13 protein-coding genes are annotated in these 14,828 nt (G+C 65.8%); 8 read left to right on the forward strand and 5 right to left on the reverse strand.

Going from position 1 to position 14,828, the window contains the following annotated elements:
• Nucleotides 1-687 carry a response regulator transcription factor gene (locus AQZ50_RS12030; RefSeq protein ID WP_067746704.1) on the reverse strand — a complete coding sequence of 229 codons (687 nt, stop codon included), beginning with the start codon at nucleotides 685-687 and terminating at the stop codon, nucleotides 1-3.
• 92 nt (nucleotides 688-779) lie between these two features.
• On the opposite strand from AQZ50_RS12030, the gene AQZ50_RS12035 reads away from it, so the two are divergent.
• From AQZ50_RS12035 to mprF, 3 genes are all read left to right on the forward strand, one after another.
• Nucleotides 780-1,547 carry an AcvB/VirJ family lysyl-phosphatidylglycerol hydrolase gene (locus tag AQZ50_RS12035; RefSeq protein ID WP_067746705.1) on the forward strand — a complete coding sequence of 256 codons (768 nt, stop codon included), beginning with the start codon at nucleotides 780-782 and terminating at the stop codon, nucleotides 1,545-1,547.
• A gap of 69 nt (nucleotides 1,548-1,616) precedes the next feature.
• The gene (locus AQZ50_RS12040; protein WP_082703607.1) at nucleotides 1,617-2,033 is read left to right on the forward strand and encodes a DUF2147 domain-containing protein; all 417 of its coding nucleotides are present in this window, start codon (nucleotides 1,617-1,619) and stop codon (nucleotides 2,031-2,033) included.
• Nucleotides 2,030-4,594: a bifunctional lysylphosphatidylglycerol flippase/synthetase MprF gene (mprF, locus tag AQZ50_RS12045; RefSeq protein ID WP_067746706.1), complete on the forward strand. Its 2,565-nt coding sequence runs from the start codon at nucleotides 2,030-2,032 to the stop codon at nucleotides 4,592-4,594. Before AQZ50_RS12040 ends, mprF begins: the two co-directional genes overlap by 4 nt.
• A 7-nt stretch (nucleotides 4,595-4,601) precedes the next feature.
• Here the strand turns inward: mprF and AQZ50_RS12050 are convergent, their stop codons facing one another.
• Together AQZ50_RS12050 and AQZ50_RS12055 are read right to left on the reverse strand one after the other, a co-directional pair.
• Nucleotides 4,602-5,414, reverse strand: a complete 813-nt coding sequence (locus AQZ50_RS12050; RefSeq protein ID WP_067746707.1) for a hypothetical protein — start codon at nucleotides 5,412-5,414, stop codon at nucleotides 4,602-4,604.
• Nucleotides 5,411-6,160, reverse strand: a complete 750-nt coding sequence (locus AQZ50_RS12055) for an RNA polymerase sigma factor (protein WP_231730252.1) — start codon at nucleotides 6,158-6,160, stop codon at nucleotides 5,411-5,413. Before AQZ50_RS12055 ends, AQZ50_RS12050 begins: the two co-directional genes overlap by 4 nt.
• Before the next feature lie 336 nt (nucleotides 6,161-6,496).
• Between AQZ50_RS12055 and AQZ50_RS12060 the strand changes: the two genes are divergently transcribed.
• Nucleotides 6,497-9,694: an autotransporter domain-containing protein gene (locus AQZ50_RS12060; RefSeq protein WP_231730253.1), complete on the forward strand. Its 3,198-nt coding sequence runs from the start codon at nucleotides 6,497-6,499 to the stop codon at nucleotides 9,692-9,694.
• 110 nt (nucleotides 9,695-9,804) lie between these two features.
• Here the strand turns inward: AQZ50_RS12060 and AQZ50_RS12065 are convergent, their stop codons facing one another.
• Entirely contained in the window at nucleotides 9,805-10,947 is a 1,143-nt protein-coding gene (locus tag AQZ50_RS12065) for a pyridoxal phosphate-dependent aminotransferase (RefSeq protein ID WP_067746709.1), read from the reverse strand.
• A 157-nt stretch (nucleotides 10,948-11,104) separates the two neighbouring features.
• Between AQZ50_RS12065 and AQZ50_RS12070 the strand changes: the two genes are divergently transcribed.
• Nucleotides 11,105-11,656, forward strand: coding sequence for a hypothetical protein (locus AQZ50_RS12070; RefSeq protein WP_231730254.1), 552 nt, complete (start codon nucleotides 11,105-11,107; stop codon nucleotides 11,654-11,656).
• Between the two features lie 176 nt (nucleotides 11,657-11,832).
• Here AQZ50_RS12070 and AQZ50_RS12075 read toward each other — a convergent pair whose 3' ends face one another.
• Nucleotides 11,833-12,423, reverse strand: coding sequence for a J domain-containing protein (locus AQZ50_RS12075; RefSeq protein WP_067746710.1), 591 nt, complete (start codon nucleotides 12,421-12,423; stop codon nucleotides 11,833-11,835).
• Between the two features lie 31 nt (nucleotides 12,424-12,454).
• On the opposite strand from AQZ50_RS12075, the gene AQZ50_RS12080 reads away from it, so the two are divergent.
• From AQZ50_RS12080 to AQZ50_RS12090, 3 genes are read left to right on the forward strand one after another with little or no spacing between them, the layout of a single operon-like run.
• Complete coding sequence (locus AQZ50_RS12080) at nucleotides 12,455-12,736, forward strand: BolA family protein (protein ID WP_067746711.1); 282 nt, start codon at nucleotides 12,455-12,457, stop codon at nucleotides 12,734-12,736.
• A gap of 33 nt (nucleotides 12,737-12,769) precedes the next feature.
• Nucleotides 12,770-13,594, forward strand: coding sequence for an SDR family NAD(P)-dependent oxidoreductase (locus tag AQZ50_RS12085; RefSeq protein WP_067746712.1), 825 nt, complete (start codon nucleotides 12,770-12,772; stop codon nucleotides 13,592-13,594).
• Nucleotides 13,595-13,598: 4 nt separating this feature from the next.
• Entirely contained in the window at nucleotides 13,599-14,804 is a 1,206-nt protein-coding gene (locus tag AQZ50_RS12090) for a low temperature requirement protein A (RefSeq protein ID WP_231730255.1), read from the forward strand.
• The last annotated feature ends 24 nt before the right edge of the window (nucleotides 14,805-14,828 follow it).

Consider the following 14,828-nt stretch of genomic DNA (forward strand, 5'->3'; position numbering starts at 1 on the left):
TCAATCCGCCGCCAGCCGGTATCCGGCGCCGCGCACGGTATGGAACAGCACGCGTTCCTCGCCATCGTCGATCTTGCGACGCAGGCGGCTGATATGCACGTCGATGACATTGGTGCCGGGATCGAAATGATAATCCCACACCGCTTCGAGCAGCATGGTGCGGGTCACCACTTCGCCCTGGTGCATCATGAGGTATTCGAGCAGGCGAAATTCGCGCGGCTGCAACGCGATCTTGCGCCCGCCACGGCGCACCACCCGCGTCAGCCGGTCAAGCTCAAGCTCGCCGCAGCGCAGCGTGGTGTCCTGCGCGCGGGTCGCGCCCGTGCGACGGCGCACCAGCGCCTGAACGCGGGCGAGCAACTCGGCAAACGAAAACGGTTTGCCCAGATAATCGTCGGCACCGGCGGTCAGTCCCGAAACGCGATCATCGGTGCTGCCCAGCGCCGACAGCATCAGCACGGGGGTATCGACATCCGCCGCGCGCATCGCTTTCAACACCGACAACCCGTCCATCGCGGGCAACATGCGATCGAGCACGACCACATCGAACTGGCTGTCGGTGGCCATGAACAGCCCGTCGCGCCCGTTGTCCGCGCGGTCGACGACAAAGCCTTCCTCATCGAGCCCGCGAGCAATATAGTCACCGATCTGGGTATCGTCCTCGATCAGCAGGATTCTGGCTGACACTCGCGTTCTTTCCGTTGCAAACACTTGCCATTCGCCCCACGGGCACCCTTCAACGGCCCCTGTTCCGGGCACCCTTCGCGAATTTCACCACCATGCCCTCACGCTTCCCGGGCCGCAAGCTGTTTGGCTGGCTCTCGCTGATCCCCCTGCTCATCCTGGCGATCATGGCCATCGGCGGCTATTTCGACCGTCACGCGACGCGCTGGCTGCCGGCGACGGGTCCCAACCGGACGGGCCCGAATCGACCGGCGCTGGTCGCGGTCTATTTTTCCGGCGACATGGGGCTGTCGGTCGGACTGGGCGAAGGCGCGCTGAGCGTGCTGCGCCGCGACGGCATCGCCGTGCTGGCGGTCAATTGCTCGCTCGCGTTCCGCAAGGCGCAAAGCCGCGCCTATGTCGATGCGCTGGTCGCCGATACCTTGCGCCGCGCGCTGACCGAAAGCGGCGCGCGCCAGGTCGTGATCATGGGCGGATCGTTTGGCGCCGACGTGATCGGCACCGGCATCGGCGCGTTGCCGCCCGATCTTTCCCGGCGGATTGCCGCCGTCGTGCTGATCGTGCCGGGAACCCAGGTGTTCTTTCACGCCAATCCCACCGGGCTGTTCTATGCGGGCATTCCCGACAGCGACCCGCGCCAGACCGTGCGTGCGCTGCGCGGCCTGCCGGTGACATGCATCTATGGTCGCGATGAAGCCGACAGCCTGTGCCGCGCGCGCGAACTGGCCGGCGCCCGGCGCGTGGAGATCCCCGACGGGCATCTCATGCTCAGCCATTATCGCCGCCTGGCCGAAGAAACCGCGCGCGCCGCGCTCGATCCGCCCCCGCCGCTGCTCCTGCCGCTACCCCCGCCGCGACCATGACTTCGGTGCGGCATCGACTGATCCCGCCATCCATTTTCACGCTACGTCGGACATGGTCTTGACGCCAAATTGCGTTATGAGGCCGTGGTGTTTTGCCTGTCCAATCTCGTCCTGGCGCTTGGCGCCGCTGCTTCGCTTGCCAGCCATCAGCCCGACCCCTTGCGCGGGTCATGGCGCAATCCCGATGGGTCGGTAACGATCCGCATCGATGAATGCGGCGCCCGCCTGTGCGGCTGGGTCACTGCGGCAAGCTCCGATGCGATTGCCGATGCCAAAGACGGCGGCACCGACCGCCTGATCGGCGCGCAACTGTTCGAAAGCTATCGCCGCGATGGCGCCAACCACTGGAGCGGGGAAGTCTTCGTGCCCGACCTTGGCCATCGCTTTGCCTCGCACATCGTGCTGGTCGACCGTGCACATGCGCGCATTGCCGGATGCCTGCTTGGTCGGTTCCTGTGCCAGTCGCAGATCTGGCAACGCGTATGAACGCTGCGGCAGGGCCGCCCCCGGTTCGCCACACCCTGATCCGGTTTGCCCTGATCAGCGCGCTGGTTGCGCTGGTGGGGGCGATTGCGTGGCGTTCGCTGGCGCACGTTGCGCATGATTTTCGCCCTGCCGACGCGCTCGCCGCGCTTGCCGCGATCCCGCCGCGCGCTATCGTGGGCGCAGTGCTGCTGACAGCGACGAGCTATGCGCTGCTCACGGTCTATGACATGCTGGCGCAAGGGATCGTCGGCGTGCGCGCGCCGATCGCGCTGACCATGCGCGCCGCCTTTACCAGCTATGCCCTGTCGCACACGCTCGGCTTTGGAGCGATCACCGGCGGATCGGCGCGGCTGCGGATCTATGGCCGGATCGGCATGCCGCCTGCAAAAGTCGCGCGGATCATCGTGATTGCCGGGGTATCGTTCTGGATCGGCGTCGGCGTGACCAGCGGCATCGCGCTGGCCATGCTGCGGACGCCGCTCGACCTTGGCCTGACCACGATCGAGCCGGCAGCCGCGCATGGCGCGGGCACGGTGATCCTCGGCGCGATCGCCGCGCTCGTCGCGATCGCCGCGCTGCGCCCCGACGTATTGAAACCGTTGCGCCCGATCATCGGCACGCTCGGCGCGCAAACGGCGATCGCGCTGGCGGTCGTCTCGACCGTCGATCTCGCCTGCGCCAGTCTCGCGCTTTATCTCCTGCTGCCGCACGATCAGTGGCATTTCGCGCGGTTCATGCTCGCCTATGCCATGGGCATCACGCTGGGATTGATCACCCACATCCCCGGCGGGCTCGGCGTGTTCGAAGCGGTGATCCTGTCGACTCTGCCCGAAGGCGCGACCGACGCCGGAATAGCGGCGCTGATCGCCTATCGCGTGATCTATTACTTTGTGCCGTTTTCGCTGGCGCTGGTGCTCAACGGCGCGATCGAGGCGGTGGGCATTGCCCCGATGGCGCGCCGGGTCACCGCGCCGGCTCGCGCGGTCCTGCTCGATGCCAGCCCGATGCTGTTTGGCGCGATGAGCTTTGCCGGCGGGCTGGTGCTGCTGTTGTCGGGCGCGCTGCCTGCCGAACACGACCGCATGCGCAGCCTGATCATGCTCTTGCCGCTGCCGTTCATCGAAACCTCGCACCTCGCCGCCAGCCTGGTCGGCACCGCGCTTTTGCTGGTCGCCCCGGCGCTGTCGATGCGGCTGGCCAGCGGGATGCGCACGGCGCGCGCGCTGCTTGTGCTCGGCGCGCTGTTTTCGCTCGCCAAGGGGCTCGATTACGAAGAGGCCGCGGTCATGCTGGTCATGGCGGGCTTTCTGCAACTGGCCGCGCCGGCATTCTATCGCGGCCGCACCGGCGCCTTTTCGACGCACAATCTGCGCTGGCTGATCGCCGCCATGATCGCGGTGGCGATCACGTGCGCCAGCGGGGCGATGTTTTACGAAACCGCGACGTTCCGGTCGGACGTGTGGTGGCATTTTGCGCTCTATGGCGATGGGCCGCGCTATTTGCGCGCCAGTTTTGGCGCGGGCGTGCTGATGACGGCGTTTGCCTTGCGCGAATGGATGACCCAGCCGCGCGGGGGCGGCGGGGTCCGCGTGCTGCCCGCCGAGGTGATGGCCCGCGCGATCGCCGCCTGCCCGCGCAGCGACGCGATGCTGGCTCATACCGGCGACAAGCACTTCCTGATCGCGGACGAAGGCGATGCGTTCGTGATGTTCCGGCCACAGGGACGGACCTGGGTGGTGATGGGCGATCCGGTCGGACCGCGCGAACGCTGGTCGGGACTGATCTGGGAACTGCGCCGGCTGGCCCACCTGTCCAACGCACCCTTGTGCTTTTACCAGGCGAGCGAGGCGCTTTTGCCGCTGATGGTCGATCTGGGCCTGTCGGTGATGAAATACGGCGAAGAAGCGATTGTCGATCCGGCCCGCTTTACCTTGGCGGGGCCGCGCATAAAGGGCCTGCGCAACAGCCGGGCCCGCGCCTTGCGCGAAGGGCTTTCCGTCACGCTGGTTGCAAAAACCGACATACCGCAGTGGCTGCCGCGCCTGAAACCGCTGTCCGACCAGTGGCTGGCGCTGCACCGGGGCTCGGAAAAAGGGTTCAGCCTCGGCCGATTCGATGCCGACTATCTCTCCCATGGCGAAATGGCGGTGGTGATGCGCGGCGAGGAACCGATGGCCTTTGCCAATATCTGGCAATCGGGCGACGGCGGCGAAATGTCGGTCGATCTGATGCGCCAGCGCGGCGATTCCCCGCCCGGCACGATGGACCTCCTGTTTACCGAGCTGATCGACCTGGCTGGCAAGCGCGGCTTCCGACGGTTCAACATGGGCCTCGCCCCGCTGTCGGGGGTTACCGGCGGTCGGCTCGCGCCGTTCTGGGCCCGCCTGGCGCGCGGGTTCTACCATCTCGGCGGATCGGTCTACAATTTTTCCGGACTGTTGTTCTACAAGCAGAAATTCGCGCCGACCTGGGAGAGCCGCTATATCGCCTGCCCGCAGGGCCCGCGCGGATTCTTTGCGGTCGGCGCGGTAATCAAGCTGGTTTCGGGCGGGCGCGGATAGAGTCCGATCAGTGTGGTCCGGGCCCTGCCCCTCTTGATCCCGCCCCCGTCGCCCCGGGATAGGCCATGCCGAAATCGCCGCCTGTAAAGCCATAGCCTTGCGGCAGCGTCGGCCCCATCACGCCATGCGCGCCCAGCGCCGTCGGCACGCCGCTGGGCGTGTCCGCCGGGCCCGCCGCCGGACCGGCGGCGGCAACGGCAACGCCTGCCGCATCATCGCCATGGTCCCTGCCTGCCCTGCCAACCGATGCGGGGTCAGCGGATGCAGGCTCAACCGAAGGTGCGGGATCGACCTGCGCGCCGTCGTCCCCGCCGTCATCCCCGCCGTCATCAATGTCCACCGCTGTCGGCGCGCGCGCGACAGGGCCGGGGATCGCGCGCGCGGGAGCCGCTTTCGCCAGCACGACGGGGCCCGGCGCAATCGGGCGCAAAGGCGCCGTCTTCCCCATGCGCAGCGGCACGGCCGCAGGGCCGACAGGCATGGCTTGCTGCCCGATCAGCGCCACGGCGGCGATGCCCGCCGCCAGCGCGGCCAGACCGGCCCACGGCTTGCCCCGACGCGCGGGCTGTCCACCGACCGCATGGGCCATCGGCACAGCCGAAATCGGCACATGCGCAATCTCCGGAGCAGTCCGGCCCGAAACAGCCTGTGTCGGGGCGGGCAACTGGGCGAGGCGCGGCACTTCGCGCACGATGCGCTCGGCAAGCCCCGGCGGCAGCGTCGGCGGCGGCACAGCGGCGATCCGGGCGCGCAGCGCGGCATCGGCGGAAGCGTCATCAGGCAACGAGGGGTCCGGATCGAACGGCGTGCGAAAAATCATAGCGCGTGGCTCCGCTCGATTTCGCCCGCGATGACCAGATCGCGCCAAGCCAACTCACGCGTGGACAGCACTTCGCGCAATTGGCGCCTGGCGCGGAACAGCAGTGATTCCATGGCCTTGATGTTCAAATTGAGCATGTCCGCCGCCGCCGCATTGGAGAAGCCCTCGAAATAGCACAGCACCAGCGCGGCGCGATAGCGTTCGGGCAGCGCGTCGAGCGCCGAAACCACTTCCGCGCGCGCCTGATCCGCCTCGATCAAGCGGTCGGCCAGCGGCGCATCGTCTTCGATGTCGGGCAAATCGGGCGTGGTGATCACCCGAAACCGGCGTTTGCGATCGAAACAGAGATTGAGCGTGACACGGTGCAGCCAGCCGACAAGGCCCGCCCCGCTCGGTGTCCAGCGCGCGGCATTCTGCCACAGCCGGGCAAAGGCGTCCTGAACCACGTCCTCGGCTTCGTGCCCGTCGCCCAGCATGCGCAGCGCCACGCGATAGAGCGCGCCGCCATGCCGATCGACCAGAACGGCAAAGGCCGCAACCGACCCCTCGCCGACAACCGCGACCAGCGCCGCATCATCGCGCCGGGCCAGATCGCGCGCGGCCGCGCTGCGCCTGCCCGCGATACGTGCCCGCCCGGCCTGCGCGATGGCGCTGGCCGGATCGTCGCCGGATGTGGTATGGCCGGGGCTCTCCATCGCGGCACTGCCGCCAAGCCCAATCGCGGCATTGCCGCCCAACACAGTCACAGGCCTGATCCATCGCGCACGAGGTTTGCTCCACCAATCCCCGACAATTTGAATTCCAGCCCGCCCAAACTGCTGCCCGGTTGCGCATGAACGGGAAATTTACGGCGAAGCGAACCAAGTTCTTTATTTGTCCGGCTTGCCTTGCAGGGTTTTCCGACTATCCACGTTAGCCGTTCGAGCCCTCACGCGCGCGCATTCCGCCTTGCCGGAATGAATGTGCCCGAGGGTCACGCTTTTTCAACGGGCGGAGGGCCGGTCTTGCCATCCCACCGCCATCCAGACCACGGTCCGAAGGGCTCGATGCCTTTCGACCCATTGCCGGATGACAGAATGCTGATGCAGCGCCAATTTTCGCAGTTCCTGGCTTCGACCGCTCCGGTTGCCCTTGGTGTCGCGGCGGGCCTTATGGCCGCTGCGCCCGCCTATGCGGACACGACCGTCAACTCCGGCACGACCGCGACGTACAACACGTCGACCGCCGGCAATGTCACAGTTTCTGGCACGGGCACGCTGACCGGCGCATCGGGCGCCGTGATCACGGTCGATTCGTCGAATACCGCAACGGTCAATTCGGGCGGCACGCTCTATGCCGGGACGGCGTCCAGCCCACTCACCGGCAATATCGGCATTCTGGCCAATCCCGGCGTGACGACAACGCTCACCAACGCCGGCACGATCTCTGTGCTGGAAAACTTCACCCCGCAAACGATCAATGGCACCGTCGTCTTTAGCGCCCTGTCGGGGGTCAGCAATCGATACGGTATCTATGGCGCTGCGGGCGGCACGCTCAATGCGGCGATCTCGAACACCGGCGCGATCTATGTCGATGGTGAAAATTCCGCCGGGATCCAGATCGACAGCACGCTCAACGGCTCGCTCAACACCCAGGGCACGATCACTGTGCTCGGTGACAACAGCTATGGCGTAAAGCTGGCGAACGTGACCGGCAATGTGACGATCGGCGGCACCGTGACGGTGACCGGCTCGGCCGCGCAAGGCTATCTGCAGGCGGGCAACGTCGCCGGCCAGATCCTGATCGACGGCGCGATCTCGAACTCCTCCGGCTATACCGACTCCAGCGGGACATCGCTCACGCTGGCGCTGGCGCGGATCAACACCGGGACGCCGATCGTCGAAATCGACGGCAGTGTTACCGGCGGCATCCTGGTCAATGCGCCGACTTCGTCGACATCGTCCGACACCAACCGCGGCTCGATCTCGGCCTACGGCAACAATCCCGCGCTGCAGATCGGCGGGGCCAGCGCCATCACCATCGGCGCGGGCACGACCGACAACGGCACTTATGCGCTGGGCATCGACGGCTCCGTGACGGCGACCGCCTCTCAGAGCAACACGAATGCCTATGCCGTGGTGATCGGCAAAGCGGGCGGCGGCGCCGTCACGCTGACCAACGGGATGGAAGTCTACGGCACGGTCAGCGCGACGACGCAGAACGCTTCGGCCACCGCGATCCTGATCAATTCCAATGCGACAGTCGCGTCGATTCTCAATACCGGGACGATCAAGGCGGTCAGCAACGGGGAATCGACCGGCAATATCTATGCCATTCAGGATCTGTCGGGCACAGTCTCCACGCTGACCAACCAGGGCTATATCACAGCCAGCGGCACGACCAGCGGCACGACCGCTGCCATCGACCTGTCGAAAAACACCACCGGCGTCACTCTGACGCAGAGCTATACGTCGACCAACCTGACCAACGAATCGACCGACCAGTCGACAGCCGGATACAACGCCTATACCGCCACGGAATATGCCGGAATTACCGGCGACATCCTGCTGGGCACGGGCAACAACACGATCAATATCGAAAGCGGTACCGTCAACGGCAATGCCGTTTTCGGCGCCGGCGGCAGCAATACGGTTGATATGGCCGATACCACCCGCTGGGTCGGCAACATCACATTCGGCGCCGGTGGCACGCAGACGATCGCAATGTCGAACTATGCCCAGTTCAACGGCAACCTCGAACTGAGCAACGACGCAGGGTCGCTGACGATCAACAATTCGGCGATCTTCCTCGGTTCGATCTACGATGGTTCGAATTTCGACGTTGTCGTCAACGGCGGAACATTCGGTGCCAATGCAGCCACGACGAGCACACTCAAGTCGCTGACCGTCGCTTCGGGTGGGTCTTTGAGCGTCTTTGTCGACGGGACGAGCGGGACAGCATCAAAGCTGGTGGCCAACACCGCGACTTTTGCCAGCGGCGCGAAGATTACCGTGACGGTCAATTCGTTGAAGAACCCCTTGGGCACGTTCGACGTGCTCGGCGCAACCACGCTGACCGGGGCCAGCACGCTGACCAGTTCATCGCTCAACCTGCCGGTCCTGTTCAGCGGATCGGTCAGCACGGGGGCCAACACCACCGCAGGCACCAGCGACGTCTATGTCACCATTGCCCGCGCCACTGCGGCGCAACTCGGCCTGACCGCAGCGCAGACGGCTGCTTACGGGGCGATCATCAACGACGCGGCGGCCAACACCAATATCCAGAACACGTTGCTGCAGATCTATGACACCCCGACGCTGCGCGGTCGGTTCAACGAAATGCTGCCCAACTATTCGGGCGGCACGTTCGACATCGTCAGCCGCGCCACGCGGCTCGCCAACAAGCATTTCGACGACGATACGACGATGTTCTCGATCAGCGACAGCTCGGCCTGGCTCGAACCGATCGTGTTCAGCGGCACGCGCGCCTTTGGCGATACGGCGGGCTTCAAGACCACCGGCGGCGGTCTGTCGGCGGGCTATGAAAAGGTCACCCCGGTCGGCAACGTCGGTTTCCAGCTCGCCTGGCTGACCGGCGATGCCAAGGCCGGCACGTACCAGAGCGTCAAGACCAGCGCATTCGAACTCGGCCTGTTCTGGCGCAAATCGAGCGGCCCGCTCTATCTCTGGGCCGGCGGCAACCTCGGTCGCGAATCGTTCAATTCGACCCGGACCTTCTTCGGCACATACACCACGTCGACGACGAGCACGGTAACGACCACCAACTTCACTTACAGTGCCGCCGGTCACTGGGCAGGCTGGTCCGCCGCGTTGACGGCGGGCGCATCCTATACCGTGCCGCTGGGCGATCATTTCAGCCTGCGTCCGCGCGGCGTCGTCGAATATGATCACCTGAAGGAAAACGCCTATATCGAAGGCGGCGACACGCCGATCGCGCTGAGCGTTGCGGGCCGGACCAATTCCGAGACCACTGCCACGACCACACTGGCCGCCAAGTGGAGCTCGGGCCCGAGCACGCACGAAGGTCGTCCGTTTGCGGTCGAACTCGAAGCCGGGCGCCGCTCGTGGCTTGCCGGCAACATCGGCACGACCACCGCGACGTTCGAAACCGGCGACACGTTCAGCATCAATGGCGGGCACCTGCCTTCGGCCTGGATCGGTCAGCTCAGCATCATGCAGGGCGGGCTCGACTACACCTGGAAGATCGGCACCGACATCGAACGCGGCGCCGACAAGGGCGTCGCCTATGGCGTGCGCGCCTCGATCAGCATCGCGCTGTAATCGAAGTCGCTTTCAAAAAAGGGGCGGGCAACCATGCGTTGCCCGCCCCTTTTTTGTGCCCTACCCTTTTCTTGTCCCCGATCAGGGGCGCCCTGTTATAATTCAAGCGGTTATGCTTCGAGCAAAGGTTGCGCCGCAAACCAGGGTTTCATCCGGGCAATCGCTTCCTCGACCAGCGGCGTCGCCACGGCAAAGCTGATGCGGATGAAGCGATGGCCTTCGACGGGGTCGAAATCGATGCCCGGCGCAATCGTCACCCCGGTATCGCGCAACAACCGCATGGCGAAACCGAGGCTGTCGCGGGTCAGATGGCCGACATCGGCATAGATATAGAACGCCCCGTCGGGCGGCGCGATGCGGCTCAGCCCCAGATCGGGCAGCGCGGCGAGCATGAGATCGCGATTGCGCGCATAAGTCGCAACGTATCCATCCAGTTCGTCGGTGCAGTCAAACGCGACCAGAGCGGCCTTCTGGCTGATCACCGGCGGGGTCAGAAACAGGTTGCCCATCCGCGCGCGGGCCTGCGCCGCCAGATCTTCGGGCACCACCAGCCAGCCCAGACGCCAGCCAGGCATGCTGAAATATTTGGAAAAACTGTTGACCACCAGCGCATCGGGCATGACCTGCAGCACGCTGTGCGCGGGGCCCTCAAACGTGATGCCGTGATAGATCTCGTCGGCGATCAGGCGAATGCCGCGCGCCCGGCACACGTCGGCGATGCGCGCAAGTTCATCGGGGGCAATGACCGTGCCGGTCGGGTTGGCCGGGCTGGCCAAAATCACCGCGTCGGGCGCCGGATCGAGCGCGGCGAGCGCCGCCGCATCAAGCTGATACCGCCGGTCCGGCCCGCAAGGCACTTCCACCGGCTCCATGAACAAGGCGCGGGCGTTGTTGCGATAAGCGACATAGCCGGGCCGGGCAAAGGCCACCCGCGCGCCCGGCCCACCGATCAGCGACAGCGCCATGACCAGCGCCGGCGAAGCGCCGCACGTCAGCACGATCCGCGAAGGATCGATTTCGACGCCATCGCGTTCGCGATAATGCCGCGCGATCCGCACCTTGAGCGCCTGACTTTCCCAATAGCCCAGGGGATCGCCGTCGAGCACCTCGTGCGCATGGGCGATCGCCGCCGCCGGGGCACCCGTAGACGGCTGGCCGAATTCCATGTGAATGATCGAGCGCCCCTCGGCGGCAAGGCGGTGCGCCAGGCTCGAAACGGCCATGGCGTGAAACGGTTCCAGCTGTGCAATCATGCCGGACCACTAGCAGAGCAGACCCAGTGACGAAATGGGCCGACGAAATGGGGCGACGAAACAGGCCGGGTTGCCGATTGACAAGTCGCCCGCTCCATCGGACGCTTTCGATCCAGGCCAGGCGGCACGTATCGCCCGGTCGGCAATGGAGAGGTTCATGCAAACCATCAGTCCGGATTCCCCGCCCCCCGGCACGCCGCCGGTTCAGCCGCTGATGACCGCGCTGGTCATCACGGTCATCGCCGTCGTGCTGATCGCGGGCTTTGTCGCGATCGGCGCGGCACTGCATATCGTGCCGGTCTACGCCGGATTTCTGCTGTTGTGGTATTGGACATCGGTCGGCAATTCCGACCTGCGCGCGCTTGCCCCGGCGGTGGTCGGCGGCGTTACCGGCGCCGCGCTCAGCTATATGCTGCAAACGGGCGCGGCGATGGGCAATGTCCCGCTGATCCTCGGCGCGCTGGGGCTGATGGTCGTGGCGTTGTTTCTGGTGATTGCCGGGCGGCTGCCGCTGTTCTGCAATGCCGCCACGATGCTCTATGTCACCGTGTTCAACGCCCCGGCCCTCCAGAAGAGCGAGGATTTTCGCGCAGTGATTGTCGCGACGGTACTCGGTCTCGTCTGGTTTGGACTGTGCATCGCTCTGCTCGGCCGGTTTGCCCCGCATCACGCGCAAGGCACGATAGAATCCGACGCCGTTCCCGCGTAAAAAAATTGTCGGCGGCGGGAAAGGTCCGCCACGCTGCAGCGTTGTGTCTTGCGAACGTGACGGAAAAGGATTCGATCCGCCGTGACGGACTGGGCGCAACCTCCAGCCCCCGCGCCCGCCCCTCTCCTCGCAGTCCCCCGATTTGGGGAGAGGGGCCCTCTTTTTCCGGGGCCCGTTCAGGCAAATGCCGCAAGGCGCCGCAAATGCTGATAAGCCTCGACCACTTCGCGCAAACGCGCCTCGTGGGTCCGGTCGCCGCCGTTGCGATCGGGGTGATAGCGGCGGACCAATTCGGAATAGCGCGCGCGCAAGCTGCGGCGATCGGCCTCGAAATCAAGCCCCAACGCGTCATAGGCCTGCCGGTCGGCAACGCTCAGCCCGCGCCGCATCGCATCCTGCGCCTTGCGGACATCCTCGCGCCGCAGCTTTGCACGGGCGGCAATCGCATCGAGCGGATCGGGAAAATCGGCCCAGCGCGGCGTCTGGTCGATCCCCGCCGTCGGGCGAAAGGCGCGGGTTTCGCCGGCCCAGCCCGACAACGGCGATTGCGCGCGCGCGATCTCTTCGGGCGTCATCCCGCGAAAGAAATCATAGCCCTGATTGAACGCGCGAACATGGTCGAGGCAGAACCAGCGATAGGCGCCCGGCCCGTCAAACCCCGGCGCGCGTTCGCCGGGCGCGCGAAATTCGCCCGGCTCGTTGCAGCCGGGCGCTTCGCACAGGCGGCCGGTCCCTTGCGTCCGGCCATGGAATCGATCCTGTTTCATTTCGCTTCCCCATGCCGCGTGATTGGCTAGGATGGAAGCCATGACAGGATCGATTGCCCGCGAGATCACCGCGCTGCTCACCGCCGCTTTTGCCCCCGATCACCTCGACGTGATTGACGACAGCGATCACCATCGCGGCCATGCAGGCCATGACGGCACGGGCGAATCGCATTTCACCGTTGCGATCGAAAGCGCCGCCTTTGCCGGGCAATCGCGTCTGCAGCGGCAACGCATGGTCATCGCCGCGCTCGGCGACATCCCCGGACAACGCGTTCACGCGCTCGCCATAAGGGCCCGCGCGCCCGGGGAATGATCCCATAACAGCGACGAACAAGGGGGAATGAGGATGCCATTTGCACAAACGGTCGCCTGGATCACCGGCGCTTCGTCAGGGATCGGCGCGGCTTTGGCGCGCGCGCTGGGCAAAGCCGGGGCCCATCTGGTGCTGTCGGGGCGCAATCGCGCGGCGCTCGATGCGCTCGCTGCAGAATTGGGCGGGGAAACGCTGATCCTGCCGTTCGAAGTCACCGATCAGGCGGCGATGCTGGCCGCAGCCGATGAAGCGTGGGACTGGGCGGCGGCGCGCAGCGGCGGGATCGACATGCTGATCAACAACGCCGGGATTTCGCAGCGCTCGCTGGCTGTCGATACCGCCTATGCCGTCTATGAACGCATCGTCGCGGTCGATCTGCTCGCCCCGATCGCGCTGACGCAAGCCTTGTTGCCGCGCATGGTGGCGCGCGGATCGGGGCGCATCATGATGATTTCGAGCGTTGCGGGCAAAGTCGGCGTGCCGATGCGCACCGCCTATTGCGCGGCGAAATTCGGCCTTGTCGGCTATGCCGATGCCTTGCGCGCCGAAGTCTCGGGCGCGGGGCTTGCCGTCCATGTCGTCGCCCCCGGTTCGGTCCGCACCGATGTCTCGCGCAATGCGCTGACAGCCGACGGCTCGCGACGCGGGGCCAGCGACCGCGCGATCGACAACGGGCTCGATCCCGATGCCGTGGCCCAGGAAATCCTGGCGCAAGTGGCCGCAGGTCAGCGTGAAATCGTGATCGCGACCGGCGCCGAACAGGCCATGGCCGAATTGCGCCGCACGCCCGACGCGCTGTTCGACCAGATCGCCACGCTCGCCGTCGGCTATGCCGAACGAATGGCGAAAGGCGACTGATCCCGTGACACGCGGTCTGTTGCGCGCGCACGGTGGCAGCCATGCCACGGTCAGCAATATCGAGCTGTTTTTCGATCTCGTCTATGTCTTTGCGATAACCCAGATTTCACAGTTCGTCCGCGCGCATTCCGGCTTTGCCGGGCTGGGCGAGGCAGGGCTGCTGTTCCTCGCCATGTGGTGGGCCTGGATCTATACCGCCTGGACAACCAACTGGGCCAATCCCGACACCGTCCCGGTCCGGCTGATGCTGATCGTGGCGATGCTGGCCAGCCTGATCATGGCCGCCGTGCTGCCCCGCGCGTTCGACGACGACAAGCACGCGCTGATTTTCGCGCTGACCTATTGCCTGCTGCAACTCGGACGCAGCCTGTTCATGGTTTGGGCGATGGCCGGCGACAGTCCATCGGGCAGCCGCAATATGCTGCGCATCGCGGCATGGTTCGCGTTTACCGCCCCGCTATGGCTCACCGGCGCGCTCGTTACATCGCGCGAGGCCCAAGTCGCGCTGTGGAGCGTGGCGCTGGCTATCGAATACAGCGGGCCGTTTGCCTTTTTCCGCACGCCCGGCCTTGGCCGCTCGACCGGGGCGGACTGGGACATTTCGGGCAGTCACATGGCCGAGCGCGCCTCCCTGTTCGTGCTGATCGCGCTGGGCGAAGGGATCGTGGTGACGGGCGCGGCCTTTGCCGACACACCACCTGACGCCATGCACGCCTGCGCCTTCCTCGCCTGTTTCGCAGGATCGGTGCTGATGTGGTGGATCTATTTCGACATCGGCGCCGAGCGGGGCGCGCGCCATATCACGCAAAGCGCGCAAGTCGGGCGGATTGCGCGCAACGCCTATACGTACCTGCACATGCCGATCATCGCCAGCCTGATCGCCTCGGCGGTGGCCGACACCCTGCTGATGGCAGCGCCCGGCGCAACTGCGACCCCAGCGCTGATCGCGGCATGCGGCGGCGGACTGGCCGTGTTTCTGGCCGGGCTTGGCTTGTTCAAACGGTTTTCCAGCCCGCTTGGCAATCTGCCGCTCAGCCATCTGGTCGGGCTGATCATGCTGATCTTGCTGATTGTCCTGGCCAGCCGCGCGCACTGGTCCGCGACCGGCTTTACCGCGCTGTGCGACGGCGCGCTGCTTGTCGTTGCGGTATGGGAATGGGGCTCGTTCCATGGCGGCTGGCGCGAGCGCCTGGCACGTCGGGGCCTATAACCAGGATTGACGGCGCCCGCCGCC

Source organism: Novosphingobium sp. Fuku2-ISO-50 (genome assembly GCF_001519055.1).
Classification (GTDB): domain Bacteria; phylum Pseudomonadota; class Alphaproteobacteria; order Sphingomonadales; family Sphingomonadaceae; genus Novosphingobium.

What these genes read in the sequence shown, in the direction of transcription:
- AQZ50_RS12035 (WP_067746705.1), top strand. Translation starts at nt 780, where the DNA reads ATGCCCTCACGCTTCCCGGGCCGCAAGCTGTTTGGCTGGCTCTCGCTG.
- mprF (WP_067746706.1), top strand. Translation starts at nt 2,030, where the DNA reads ATGAACGCTGCGGCAGGGCCGCCCCCGGTTCGCCACACCCTGATCCGG.
- AQZ50_RS12050 (WP_067746707.1), bottom strand. Translation starts at nt 5,414, where the DNA reads ATGATTTTTCGCACGCCGTTCGATCCGGACCCCTCGTTGCCTGATGAC.
- AQZ50_RS12060 (WP_231730253.1), top strand. Translation starts at nt 6,497, where the DNA reads ATGCAGCGCCAATTTTCGCAGTTCCTGGCTTCGACCGCTCCGGTTGCC.
- AQZ50_RS12065 (WP_067746709.1), bottom strand. Translation starts at nt 10,947, where the DNA reads ATGATTGCACAGCTGGAACCGTTTCACGCCATGGCCGTTTCGAGCCTG.
- AQZ50_RS12070 (WP_231730254.1), top strand. Translation starts at nt 11,105, where the DNA reads ATGCAAACCATCAGTCCGGATTCCCCGCCCCCCGGCACGCCGCCGGTT.
- AQZ50_RS12075 (WP_067746710.1), bottom strand. Translation starts at nt 12,423, where the DNA reads ATGAAACAGGATCGATTCCATGGCCGGACGCAAGGGACCGGCCGCCTG.
- AQZ50_RS12080 (WP_067746711.1), top strand. Translation starts at nt 12,455, where the DNA reads ATGGAAGCCATGACAGGATCGATTGCCCGCGAGATCACCGCGCTGCTC.
- AQZ50_RS12085 (WP_067746712.1), top strand. Translation starts at nt 12,770, where the DNA reads ATGCCATTTGCACAAACGGTCGCCTGGATCACCGGCGCTTCGTCAGGG.